Below are 12,244 nucleotides of genomic sequence, written 5' to 3' on the forward strand. Positions count from 1 at the left end.
ACCATGGCCCTTGTTTCTGAATTCGACTACGGAACCCCGAAATCCCGCGCAACGGACATGGTGACGCTCACCATCGACGGCCGGCAGATCACCGTACCGGCGGGAACGTCGATCATGCGCGCGTCACGCGAAGCGGGTATCGACGTGCCGAAACTCTGCGCCACCGATATGGTGGATGCTTTCGGCTCCTGCCGGCTCTGTCTTATCGAGGTGGAAGGCCGCAACGGCACTCCCGCCTCCTGCACCACGCCTGTTGCTCCCGGTCTTGTCGTGCATACGCAGACGGAGCGGCTGAAGCAGATCCGCAAGGGTGTGATGGAGCTTTATATCTCCGACCACCCGCTCGACTGTCTGACCTGCGCCGCTAACGGCGATTGCGAATTGCAGGACATGGCGGGTGCCGTGGGCCTGCGCGATGTGCGCTACGGTTATGAAGGTGACAACCACGTCAAGGCACGCACCGGTGATGGCGATCTCAATGCCCGCTGGATGCCGAAGGACGAAAGCAATCCCTATTTCACCTATGATCCTTCCAAATGTATTGTCTGCTCGCGTTGCGTGCGCGCCTGCGAGGAAGTGCAGGGCACTTTCGCACTGACGATCGAAGGGCGTGGTTTTGAAAGCCGCGTGTCACCCGGCGCGCATGAGGCCTTCCTTGATTCCGACTGCGTTTCCTGCGGCGCCTGCGTGCAGGCCTGTCCCACCGCGACACTGACGGAAAAATCGGTGATCGAGATCGGCCAGCCGGAACATTCGCTGGTCACGACCTGCGCCTATTGTGGTGTCGGCTGTTCCTTCAAGGCGGAAATGCGCGGCGAAGAGCTGGTGCGCATGGTGCCGTGGAAGGACGGGCAGGCCAATCGCGGGCACTCCTGCGTCAAGGGCCGTTTCGCCTATGGTTATGCGACCCACAGGGACCGTATCCTCAACCCGATGATCCGCGAAAAGATCAGTGATCCCTGGCGGGAAGTCAGCTGGGAGGAGGCCTTCTCCCATGTCGCGTCGGAGTTTCACCGCATCCAGGGCCAATATGGCCGGGAAGCCATCGGCGGCATAACCTCGTCCCGCTGCACGAATGAGGAAACCTTCCTCGTCCAGAAACTCATCCGTGCCGGTTTCGGCAACAACAATGTCGATACCTGTGCCCGCGTCTGCCACTCGCCCACGGGCTATGGTCTCGGTCAGGCTTTCGGCACCTCGGCGGGAACGCAGAATTTCGACAGCGTGGAGTATTCCGACGTCGTCGTCGTTATCGGCGCCAATCCGACGGATGGGCACCCGGTCTTCGGTTCCCGGCTGAAAAAGCGGCTGCGGCAGGGCGCAAAACTGATCGTCATCGATCCACGCCGTATCGATCTCGTGCGCGGCCCGCATGTGGAGGCATCCTTCCACCTGCCGCTGAAGCCCGGCACCAACGTGGCGGTGCTGACGGCGCTTGCACATGTGATCGTCACCGAAGGCCTGTTCAACGAGGCCTTCATCCGCGAGCGTTGCGACTGGTCGGAATTCGAGGATTGGGCCGCTTTCGTTGCCGAACCTCAGCACAGCCCGGAAGAAACCGAAAGTTTCACCGGTGTTCCGGCGGAAGAACTGCGCGGGGCCGCACGCCTTTATGCCCGGGGCGGCAATGGTGCGATCTATTACGGCCTTGGCGTGACCGAACACAGCCAGGGGTCGACCACGGTCATGGCGATTGCCAATCTGGCCATGGCGACCGGCAATATTGGCCGCCCCGGCGTGGGCGTCAATCCGCTGCGCGGGCAGAACAACGTTCAGGGCTCCTGCGACATGGGCTCGTTCCCGCATGAGCTTCCGGGTTACCGGCATATTTCCGATGACGCCACGCGCGACATCTTCGAGAAACTCTGGGGCGTGAAGCTCAACAACGAGCCGGGGCTGCGTATCCCCAACATGCTCGACGCTGCCGTGGATGGCAGCTTCAAGGGCATCTACATTCAGGGCGAGGATATTCTCCAGTCCGATCCGGACACGAAGCACGTGTCCGCCGGTCTTGCCGCCATGGAATGTGTCGTGGTGCACGACCTCTTCCTGAACGAGACGGCGAATTATGCGCATGTCTTTTTGCCCGGTTCCACCTTCCTCGAAAAAGACGGCACCTTTACCAATGCCGAGCGCCGCATCAACCGCGTGCGCCGGGTCATGTCGCCGAAGAACGGTTTTGCCGACTGGGAGGTGACACAGAAGCTGGCGCAGGCCATGGGGCTTTCATGGAACTATGCACATCCGTCGGAAATCATGGATGAAATTGCGGCGACGACACCGAGTTTCGCCAGCGTTTCCTATGATTATCTCGAGCGGAACGGTTCGGTGCAGTGGCCCTGCAACGAGAAGTTTCCGCAAGGGTCGCCGATCATGCATGTCGACGGTTTCGTGCGCGGCAAGGGCAAGTTCATCCGCACCGAATATGTGGCGACGGATGAACGCACCGGCCCGCGCTTCCCGCTGCTGCTCACCACCGGCCGCATCCTGTCGCAATACAATGTGGGCGCGCAGACGAGGCGCACGGAAAACGTCGTCTGGCATGAGGAGGATCGGCTGGAAATCCACCCGCATGATGCCGAACAGCGCGGCGTCAAGGATGGTGACTGGGTGAAGCTCGCCAGCCGCTCCGGAGACACGACGCTGAGGGCGCTGATCACCGACCGCGTGGCGCCGGGCGTGGTCTATACGACCTTCCACCATCCCGGCACGCAGGCGAATGTCATCACCACCGACTTCTCCGACTGGGCAACCAACTGTCCCGAATACAAGGTGACCGCCGTGCAGATATCACCTTCCAACGGGCCGACGGAATGGCAGGAGGAATATGACGCGCTCGGCCGCCGGTCGCGGCGGATCGCAGGAAAGCTGGAAGCAGCCGAATAATCGGGGCCGGGGATGCCCCGGTCATTTGAAACATGGACGCCGATCGGCAGGCGGCGCGGGGAACAGCATGTTGCTTAATCACACCGACGAAAAACTGGTGAGAATGGCGAACCAGATCGCGATTTTTTTCCTGTCTCAACCGGAGGATGTCCGCATTGACGGTGTCGCCACCCACATCAATAAATTCTGGGAGCCGCGTATGCGCCGCCGGTTTTTCGAGATCGTGGATGCCGGTGCCGGCGATTTTCTGCCGCTCGTTTTGGCGGCGTCTGCACAGATCAGGCGGCCGGGCGCGCCGGCCGCAGATGCGGTTGGGCTTGGCGAAGACAGCAAGGGCGCGCCGGGCGGAAAGGGGCCGATCGCCGGCGAATCCCTGTCCGAACCGAGCGTGCCGGAGACCGGCGGGGCCTGAACGGCGGGGCCGGAAAAACGTTTTGCCGCACGGGGGACGTGCGGTGGCAATGGTGTTCGCCCGGCGGGGGTGAACGTCACGTCCAGACATCCACGAGGGAGGAAATGTCGATGGCAGTAGCAGGTGCGACAGCGGGAGAGGCGGCCCAGGCCGGGCTTCTGGACCGCGAAAGGATCATAGCAAAACCGGGTTTTAATCGCTGGCTGGTGCCGCCGGCGGCTCTGGCAATTCATTTATGCATCGGTATGGCCTATGGCTTCAGCGTTTTCTGGTTGCCGCTGTCGAAAGCGCTGCCGGCGACGGACCCCAGTTGCTCCAGCCTTACCCTTGTGGGTGCGCTCTTCACCACGCAGTGCAACTGGCGCGTGGCCGATCTCGGCTGGATCTATACGCTCTTCTTCGTTCTCCTGGGCTGCTCGGCGGCGATCTGGGGCGGCTGGCTGGAACGGGTGGGGCCGCGCAAGGCCGGTTTCGTCTCCGCCTGCTGCTGGTGCGGCGGCATTCTCGTTGCGGCGCTCGGTGTCATGACGCACCAGCTCTGGCTGATGTGGCTCGGCGCGGGTGTCATCGGCGGCATAGGTCTCGGCCTTGGTTATATCTCGCCCGTATCGACGCTGATCAAATGGTTCCCGGACCGCCGCGGCATGGCGACGGGCATGGCCATCATGGGCTTCGGCGGCGGTGCGATGATCGGCGCGCCGCTCGCCAACCTGCTGATGAATACCTTTAAGACCGAGGCCTCCGTCGGCGTCTGGCAGACCTTCGTCGTCATGGCCCTGATCTATTTCGTCTTCATGATGGCGGGCGCCTTCGGTTACCGCATTCCGCCTGCGGGCTGGCGTCCCGAGGGCTGGACAGCGCCCGCCGCCAAGAGCGCGATGATAACCCATCGCCACGTGCATCTGCGCGATGCGCACAAGACGCCGCAATTCTGGCTGATCTGGGCGGTGCTTTGCCTCAACGTGTCGGCCGGCATCGGCGTCATCGGCATGGCCTCGCCCATGCTGCAGGAGATCTTCGCGGGCTCGCTGATCGGCTTGCCCGGCGTGGGTTTTGCGGATCTCGATGCCGGGCAGAAGGCGCAGATCGCGGCGATAGCGGCCGGCTTCACCGGTCTGCTGTCCCTGTTCAATATCGGCGGCCGCTTCTTCTGGGCGTCGATGTCCGACAAGATCGGCCGCAAGAACACTTATTTCTGCTTCTTCATTCTCGGCATCATTCTTTACGCACTGGCGCCGACGCTTGCGACCATGGGCTCCAAGGCGCTGTTCGTGCTCGCCTTCGGCGTTATCCTGTCCATGTATGGCGGCGGCTTCGCCACCATTCCCGCCTATCTCGCCGATATTTTCGGCACGCAGTTCGTAGGCGCGATCCATGGCCGCCTGCTGACGGCGTGGGCGACGGCGGGCATCGCCGGCCCGGTGGTGGTCAACTATATCCGCGAGGCGCAGATCGCGGCCGGCGTCGCGCCCGGACCGGCGCTCTATACCAGCACCATGTATATATTGGCGGGCATGCTGGCCATCGGCCTCGTGGCCAATGCGCTGGTGCGGCCTCTCTCGGACAAGTGGTTCATGTCGGATGCGGAGGTCGCGGCGCTTCAGGCGAAGACCGCGGCGGCCAATGCCGGCCCGACAGGCTCCTTCGGCATCGGACGCGGCGGGCTGGAAGCCAAGGCGGCGCTTGCCTGGGCTGCGGTCGGCATTCCGCTGCTCTGGGGCGTGTGGGTCACGGTGAAGAGCAGTCTGGCGCTGTTTGGTTGAACGGCCGGCGTTTTCGTCCGCACCGGATGGATACGTCGCTCAGCCGGCATGCCGACTGATCGGGATGCCCGAAGGCGAGGCGGTTGGAAACTGTCCGGTGAACCGCGCCCCGCTCTCTGCAAAATCCCTGGGCTTCGGGGCGGGTCCAAATCCCGCTCCGCAATCATCGGAACCTCGAGACTTCGTCTTCCGGACCGCTTTTTAGAAACCGCCCCGGCGTTCGGCGCCGGGGCGATCTTGTTCCATGCTTCGTCTTGGGGAAGCCATCTGCCGCAGCGGAACCCTGAGCGCCGCATCGCAGGTGTCACAGCCCTGTCGATCATTCCCCGGTTCGGCTGACGGCGGGTGGGGCAAGGTTCGCAGCATTTCGATTTTCGCGGATGATATCCGGTCACGTCCGCTGCTGCGCCGCGCTGTGCGGCAAGCGGGCGACACCTTGGCCCTTGGGCAATTTTCATGGAAGCGACGAAACCGTATTGACTCCGTCCGGCTTTTGGATTTCTTTGTAAACCGGTTTAGTAAAGCGATTTACAAGCCGATGAGAGGTCGAAAAAAGACCCGAAGAGCGGAACAGGAAATGGGAATAAGATGGCGCGAAACCCTGCGACCAGCCTGAAGGACGTTGCCCGTGCGGCGGGCGTTTCCGTTGCGACGATATCGCGACTGCTGAACGGCACGCTGGAGCTGCCGGCGGAGACGAAAACGCGTATCGAGGCCGCTATTCGCGACCTCAATTATGTCCCCAACCCCCATGCCCGGCGTTTGAGCCGTGGGCGCTCGGATACGATCGGCCTGGTGGTTCCCGATATCGGCAATCCGTTTTTCGGCATGCTCGTCGCGGCCGTGGAAGAGGAGGCCGATCGGCGCGGTCTTGCCGTATCGCTGTTCGCCACGCTGAACCGCACGGGTCGCGAATTGTCATATCTGCGACTGCTGGCCCGCAACCATGTCGATGGCCTCGTCTTTATCACCAACCATCCCAATACGGATGAATTGGCGGAACTCATCAACACCACCGGCAAGGTCGTGGTGGTGGATGAGGATGTGCCCGGCGCAATCGTTCCGAAGCTCTTCTGCGACAACGAGCAGGGCGGTCGTCTGGCGGGTGCGCATCTGGCGCAGTATGGACACAGCCGGGTGCTTTATGTCGGCGGTCCAGAGGACATGATCAGTACCGAACGCCGTTTCAGCGGCTTCAAATCCGCGCTTTGCGAGCGGGTGGCGCCGGCAGAGCTGTCGATTTCCAGATATTGCGGCGCATATACGGTCGAATTCGGCCGGGCCGCCGCCCGCCGTTTCCTGGAGGAGGGGCGTCCGGCGACAGCGATATTCGCAAGCTCGGATGAAATCGCCATCGGGTTTATCGAAGTCCTGCGCGCCGAAGGCGTGCGCATTCCGCAGGATGTGTCGATGATCGGGTTCGACGATGTCGGACCGCTGCATCTTTTCGCGCCGCCGCTGACCGCCATTCGCCAGCCCGTCAGCGCCATCGGCCAACGCGCCTTGTCGCTGCTTCTGGAAACCAATTGGGATCAGGACTCTCCGCTGCTGTCGGAGGAACTGCTGCCCGTCGAAATCGTCGTGCGGGAATCCGTTGCACCGCCGGCGGCCTTATAAAACGCAACGAAAACCAACAGAGGAAGAACGAGAATGATGAGTTTCAAACGTCGATATGTTTCCGCAGCTCTCGCTGCGACGGTCATTGCGGGCGCAACTTTGTCTGCTGGCCTTGCCAATGCCGCCGAAAAGACCATCGCCCTGGTGCAGATCAACCAGCAGGCCCTGTTTTTCAACCAGATGAACGAAGGCGCGGAAAAGGCTGCGAAGGAAGCGGGCGTCAAGCTGGTGATCTTTAACGCCAATAACGATCCGGCGGCCCAGAACAGCGCAATCGAAACCTATATCCAGCAGAAGGTTGACGGCATCGCCGTCGTCGCCATCGATGTCAACGGCATCATGCCGGCCGTGAAACAGGCGGCCGCCGCCAATATCCCGGTCGTCGCCATCGACGCCATCCTGCCCGAAGGCCCGCAAAAGGCGCAGATCGGCGTGGATAACGGCAAGGCGGGCGCCGATATGGGGAAATTTTTCCTCGACTATGTGATGTCTGACATGGGCGGCAAAGCGAAGATCGGCGTGGTCGGCGCTTTGAATTCCTTCATCCAGAACATCCGCCAGAAGGGTTTCGAAGACACCATCAAGGACAAGTCCGGCATCACCGCGGCCGGCGTCGTCGATGGCCAGAATGTGCAGGACACCGCGCTTTCCGCCGCCGAGAACCTGATTACCGGCAATCCGGACATGACGGCGATCTATGCCACCGGCGAGCCGGCGCTTCTGGGCGCCGTCGCCGCTGTCGAAAGCCAGAGCAAGCAGAAGGACATCAAGGTTTTCGGCTGGGATCTGACCAAGCAGGCCATCGCCGGCATCGATGCGGGTTATGTCGCGGGCGTCATCCAGCAGGATCCTGCGGCCATGGGTGCCGCCGCCGTCAAGGCGCTGAAAACGCTTGCGGATGGCGGTACGGTCGAAAAGACCATTGCCGTGCCGGTGACGATCGTTACCAAGGCCAATGTCGAACCCTACCGCGCGGTTTTCAAATGATTGCCGCCGGACAGCATCCAGGCGCTGTCGACGGGGCCGGGGGAGATAGTCTCTCCCGGCAGCCCGGTCGCGAAGCGCGCATTTCCCTGCGCAATATCCGCAAGACCTTCGGTTCGCATCAGGCGCTTCGCGGCGTCGATCTCGACATTTTTCCCGGAGAATGCCTCGGTCTCGTCGGTGACAACGCCGCGGGCAAATCGACCCTGACCAAGGTGATCTCCGGCACCTACCTTCCCGACGAAGGCACGATCACGATGGAAGGCGAAACCATTCGCCTTTCCGGCCCTGCCGACGCCCGCAACCGCAATATCGAAATGGTCTTCCAGGACCTGAGCCTGTGCGACCATATCGATGTGGTGGGCAACCTCTTCCTCGGCCGCGAAATCACCAGGGGACCGTTTCTCGACCGGCAGACCATGCTGTCGGAGGCCCGCAAGATGCTGGATGCGCTGGAAATCCGCATTCCGCGCCTGACCGCCAAGGTGGAAAAGCTCTCCGGCGGCCAGCGCCAGGCCATTGCCATTGCGCGGGCAGCCTCCTTCAATCCAAAGGTCCTGATCATGGATGAGCCCACCTCGGCGCTTGCCGTGGCGGAGGTGGAGGCGGTGCTGTCTCTTATCAACCGTGTCAAGGCGAAGGGTGTTTCCGTCATTCTCATCACCCATCGGCTTCAGGATCTGTTCCGTGTCTGCGACCGCATCGCGGTCATGTATGAGGGCACCAAGGTGGCCGAGCGGCAGATCAACGAAACCAGCCTCGAAGACCTCGTCCGGCTGATCGTGGGAGGGCAACGCCATTGACCGTCTATACCGAACGCGCCAAGGGCTCACCGCTGTCGGATTTTATCGCTGAAAACGCGCAGGTCCTGTCTATCGCGGCATTTTTTGCCCTGTGCCTGGTGTTTTTCTCCGCCACGACGGATACGTTTCTGACGGCTGGCAATCTCTTGAACGTCATTCGCCAGGCCGCGCCGATCCTGATCGTCTCGATTGCCATGACGCTGGTTATCATCACCGGCGGCATCGATCTTTCGGTCGGCTCCATGGTGGCGCTGATCAACGCCGTCGGCGCCATTCTGCTGGCGGCGGGTTACGCCTGGCCCCTGGTTCTGGTGGCCATGCTGATATTGGGCGGGGTGCTCGGCCTGCTGCAGGGCTGGTTCATCGCCTATCAGGGCATTCCGGCGTTCATCGTCACACTGGCCGGGCTTTCCATCCTGCGCGGCGTGGCGCTCTATATCACCCAGGGTTACTCCATACCGATACCTGACGCGCCGGGCTTCTTCTATCTCGGCCGCGGCGATCTTCTGGGCGTGCCGGTTCCGGCACTGATCGGAATATTCGTGACGGCGATTGCTTATATCATCCTTTCCAGCACGCGTTATGGACGCCGTGTGGTGGCCGTCGGCTCCAATCTCGAGGCGGCGCGGCGCGTCGGCATGCCGGCGAAGTGGATACTTGCTTCGGTCTATCTGGGCGCCGGGGTGGCATCCGCCATCGCCGGTCTCCTCATCGCCGCCCGGCTCGGCTCCGGTTCCTCCAACGCGGCTGTGGGTTTCGAATTGCAGGTGGTGGCGGCGGTGGTTCTCGGCGGCACGTCGCTGATGGGCGGCCGCGGCACCATTCTCGGCACCGTGCTCGGCACCATGACGATCGCGGTGATCGGCAATGGTCTCATCCTGATGCATATCTCGCCGTTCTTCACCCAGATCGTCACCGGCGCGATCATCCTTGCGGCCATCTGGCTCAACACACGCATCTTCACCACCAATTTCCGCTTCGGCGGAAAAAGAAAGGGGTGATGCCATGGCCTCAGAATTGTCCGAAGGACATGTCCGTTCCGGCAGGGTCATGACCGTGCGCGGCCCGATCGCGGCAGAACGGCTAGGTGTGACGCTGATGCACGAGCATATTCTCAATGATTGCCGGTGCTGGTGGCATGCGCCGAAGACGCCGGAGCGGCAATATCTGGCGGATGGGTTCGTCTGCATAGAAATCCTTGGGGAGTTGCGGCAGGATCCCTTCGTCAACAGGCACAATATTACCCTGGATGACGAGCCGCTGGCGATCGCGGAGTTGAAGGATTTCGCCGCCGCCGGCGGGCACACGGTCGTGGAGCCCACCTGCCAGGGCATCGGCCGGAACCCGTCTGCCCTGAAAAGGATATCGGAGGCGACCGGGCTCAACATCGTCATGGGAGCAGGCTATTACCTTGCCTCATCCCACCCCCGGAAGGTGGCGGGCCTCAGCGTCGACGCCATTGCGAACGAGATCGTGCGTGAGGCGCTTGAGGGCGTCGACGGCACCGACGTCAGGATCGGTCTGATCGGTGAAATCGGCGTTTCCGCCGATTTCACAGCGGAAGAGGAGAAATCCCTGCGCGGCGCGGCGCGGGCGCAGGTGCGCACCGGCCTGCCCCTGATGGTGCATCTGCCGGGATGGCTGCGGCTGGGGCACAGGGTCCTCGATATCGTCGCCGGGGAGGGGGCGGATCTGCGCCATACCGTTCTTTGCCACATGAACCCTTCGCATGACGATCTGGCCTATCAGGGTGAACTTGCCGGCCGCGGCGCCTTCATCGAATACGACATGATCGGCATGGATTTTTTCTATGCCGACCAGCAGGTGCAATGCCCGAGCGACGAGGATGCGGCCCGCTCCATCGTCGCGCTGGTGGAACGCGGTTACCTGGACCGTATTCTCCTTTCCCATGACGTCTTCCTGAAAATGATGCTGACGCGTTATGGCGGCAACGGCTACGCCTATGTTCTCAGGCATTTCCTGCCGCGGCTGAAACGGCACGGCCTCGGCGACGCCACTCTTCAAACCCTCATGCGGGATAATCCGCTCTCGGTCTTCCAGGCGAAGGCCTGACGAACTTATGGAAATGGAAAGATCATGACAAAAAAAGTGCTTCTCGTCGGTGAAAGCTGGGTCAGCTCGGCCACTCATTACAAGGGTTTCGATCAGTTCGGCAGCGTCACCTTTCATCTCGGAGCAGAACCTCTGGTCAAGGCGCTGGAAGGCAGCGACTATGAGCTGACCTATATGACGGCCCACGATGCGGTGGAGAAATTTCCCTTCGACATGGCGGGGCTCGACGCCTATGACGCAATCATTCTTTCGGATATCGGCGCAAATTCGCTTCTGTTGCCGCCGGCGGTCTGGCTGCATTCCAAAACCGTGCCGAACCGGCTGAAGCTGCTCAAGGCCTGGGTCGAAAAAGGCGGCGGCCTGCTGATGGTCGGCGGTTATTTTTCCTTCCAGGGGATCGATGGCAAGGCGCGCTGGCGGCGGACTCCGGTGGAAGATACGCTGCCCGTGACCTGCCTTGCCTGGGATGACCGGGTGGAAATACCCGAAGGTTCGACCGCGGATATCCTAAAACCCGACCATCCGACGGTTGCCGGCCTTTCCGGCGAATGGCCGCTTCTGCTCGGCGTGAATGAGGTGGAGGTCCGCGACCGCGCCGATGTCGAGGTTGTCGCCCGCCTGCCGGAAGACCAGGGCGCGCACCCTCTGCTCGTTACCGGCAGTTTCGGACGCGGCCGCACCGCCGCATGGACGTCCGATATCGGTCCGCACTGGCTTTCCCCCGCTTTCTGCGAGTGGGACGGATATGGCCGCCTGTGGAAGAACATCCTCGGCTGGTTGACGGAAAAGGCATGACGGGACGGTCTAGGTCCGCACGATCGAGGCCAGTTCCTCGATGTTCGGAAAAGCGTCCTGGGTGCCGCGGCGGCCCACAGTGATGGCGGCGGCTCTCGAAGCGTGCCGCAGGGACCGCTCATCCACCGGAACGCCGCGCAACGATGCGGAGGCGAGTGCGACGCCGGTGAAGCAGTCACCGGCACCCGTCGTGTCGATGATGGTCGCGGGCGTGGCCGGGACGGTGAGGGTGCCGGCCTCGCTCACCAGCAGCGAGCCTTCGCCGCCAAGGGTGACGACGACCCGGCCGACCCCGGCCGAAAGCAGAACGGCGCCCGCCCGGGTGCCGCTTTCGCCGGTAAGCTCTTCCGCTTCGATGCGGTTGAGAAAGGCGACGTCGATCAGCGGCCAGAGGCCTGCGAACCAGGGTTGCAGCGGCGAGGGATTGAAGGCCGTTACCATGCCCCTCGATTTTGCAGCCTCAAGGATCGCCAGGGTGGTCTTTTCCGAAAGATTGCCTTGCAGGACCGCGAGGTCGCCGGCAACGGCATCGCGCAGCGCACCGGTCGCAGCCGCTTCGCCAAGTGCCGACGCAGCGGAACGGGTGGTGATGATGGAGTTTTCACCGTCCGGCGTGGTCAGGATGATGGAAATATCGCTCGGACCATCGACCGCGGCGAGTTGCGGCCTCAGGCGCTCGCGGGCAAGGGCGGTGCGTATCGCGACGGCGCGTTCATCCGTGCCGATGGCGGCAACCAGCGTGGTTTCGACGCCGCATCGTGCAAGGACGATGGCCTGGTTGCAGCCTTTGCCGCCGAGACTGCGGGAAGCCTGCGCGCCGAAAATCGACGCCCCCGCTTCCGGCAGCGCGGAAATGGAATAGGTTTCATCCAGTGCGATATTGCCGATAACAAAGGCGCGCATGCAGAACT

At 62.3% G+C, this 12,244-nt stretch carries 10 protein-coding genes; 9 read left to right on the top strand and 1 reads right to left on the bottom strand.

The genetic code is table 11. The features are described from left to right. Positions 1–3: 3 nt before the first annotated feature. The 9 genes from fdhF to N434_RS17630 all read left to right on the top strand — a co-directional run bounded on the left by fdhF (position 4) and on the right by N434_RS17630 (position 11,333). Positions 4–2,886, top strand: coding sequence for a formate dehydrogenase subunit alpha (gene fdhF / locus N434_RS17590; RefSeq protein WP_110759569.1), 2,883 nt, complete (start codon positions 4–6; stop codon positions 2,884–2,886). A gap of 67 nt (positions 2,887–2,953) precedes the next feature. Then, a complete protein-coding gene (locus N434_RS17595) occupies positions 2,954–3,298 on the top strand; it encodes a formate dehydrogenase subunit delta (protein WP_110759571.1) in 345 nt (114 codons plus the stop codon). A gap of 110 nt (positions 3,299–3,408) precedes the next feature. Next, positions 3,409–5,061, top strand: coding sequence for an OFA family MFS transporter (locus tag N434_RS17600; protein WP_110759682.1), 1,653 nt, complete (start codon positions 3,409–3,411; stop codon positions 5,059–5,061). Between the two features lie 588 nt (positions 5,062–5,649). Then, positions 5,650–6,678, top strand: a complete 1,029-nt coding sequence (locus tag N434_RS17605; protein WP_110759573.1) for a LacI family DNA-binding transcriptional regulator — start codon at positions 5,650–5,652, stop codon at positions 6,676–6,678. Between the two features lie 33 nt (positions 6,679–6,711). Next, positions 6,712–7,665 (top strand): ABC transporter substrate-binding protein, encoded by a 954-nt coding sequence (locus N434_RS17610; RefSeq protein ID WP_110759574.1) that lies wholly within the window; start codon positions 6,712–6,714, stop codon positions 7,663–7,665. Next, positions 7,662–8,465, top strand: coding sequence for an ATP-binding cassette domain-containing protein (locus tag N434_RS17615; protein WP_110759576.1), 804 nt, complete (start codon positions 7,662–7,664; stop codon positions 8,463–8,465). The genes N434_RS17610 and N434_RS17615 overlap by 4 nt, the downstream gene beginning before the upstream one ends. Then, positions 8,462–9,466, top strand: a complete 1,005-nt coding sequence (locus N434_RS17620) for an ABC transporter permease (protein ID WP_110759578.1) — start codon at positions 8,462–8,464, stop codon at positions 9,464–9,466. Before N434_RS17615 ends, N434_RS17620 begins: the two co-directional genes overlap by 4 nt. 4 nt (positions 9,467–9,470) lie before the next feature. Then, positions 9,471–10,538: a phosphotriesterase family protein gene (locus N434_RS17625; RefSeq protein WP_110759580.1), complete on the top strand. Its 1,068-nt coding sequence runs from the start codon at positions 9,471–9,473 to the stop codon at positions 10,536–10,538. 24 nt (positions 10,539–10,562) lie between these two features. Then, on the top strand, positions 10,563–11,333 hold the full coding sequence (locus N434_RS17630; protein WP_110759582.1) for a glutamine amidotransferase: 771 nt from the start codon (positions 10,563–10,565) through the stop codon (positions 11,331–11,333). 9 nt (positions 11,334–11,342) lie between these two features. On the opposite strand, the gene N434_RS17635 is transcribed toward N434_RS17630, so the two are convergent. Next, positions 11,343–12,236, bottom strand: a complete 894-nt coding sequence (locus N434_RS17635) for a ribokinase (RefSeq protein ID WP_110759584.1) — start codon at positions 12,234–12,236, stop codon at positions 11,343–11,345. Positions 12,237–12,244: the final 8 nt, after the last annotated feature.

It is taken from the genome of Rhizobium sp. UGM030330-04 (genome assembly GCF_003208455.1).
GTDB lineage: Bacteria > Pseudomonadota > Alphaproteobacteria > Rhizobiales > Rhizobiaceae > Agrobacterium > Agrobacterium rhizogenes_A.

Bases quoted from the DNA above. Each gene is read 5' to 3' on its own strand.
- fdhF (WP_110759569.1), top strand. From the start codon at position 4: ATGGCCCTTGTTTCTGAATTCGACTACGGAACCCCGAAATCCCGCGCA.
- N434_RS17595 (WP_110759571.1), top strand. From the start codon at position 2,954: ATGTTGCTTAATCACACCGACGAAAAACTGGTGAGAATGGCGAACCAG.
- N434_RS17600 (WP_110759682.1), top strand. From the start codon at position 3,409: ATGGCAGTAGCAGGTGCGACAGCGGGAGAGGCGGCCCAGGCCGGGCTT.
- N434_RS17605 (WP_110759573.1), top strand. From the start codon at position 5,650: ATGGCGCGAAACCCTGCGACCAGCCTGAAGGACGTTGCCCGTGCGGCG.
- N434_RS17610 (WP_110759574.1), top strand. From the start codon at position 6,712: ATGATGAGTTTCAAACGTCGATATGTTTCCGCAGCTCTCGCTGCGACG.
- N434_RS17615 (WP_110759576.1), top strand. From the start codon at position 7,662: ATGATTGCCGCCGGACAGCATCCAGGCGCTGTCGACGGGGCCGGGGGA.
- N434_RS17625 (WP_110759580.1), top strand. From the start codon at position 9,471: ATGGCCTCAGAATTGTCCGAAGGACATGTCCGTTCCGGCAGGGTCATG.
- N434_RS17630 (WP_110759582.1), top strand. From the start codon at position 10,563: ATGACAAAAAAAGTGCTTCTCGTCGGTGAAAGCTGGGTCAGCTCGGCC.
- N434_RS17635 (WP_110759584.1), bottom strand. From the start codon at position 12,236: ATGCGCGCCTTTGTTATCGGCAATATCGCACTGGATGAAACCTATTCC.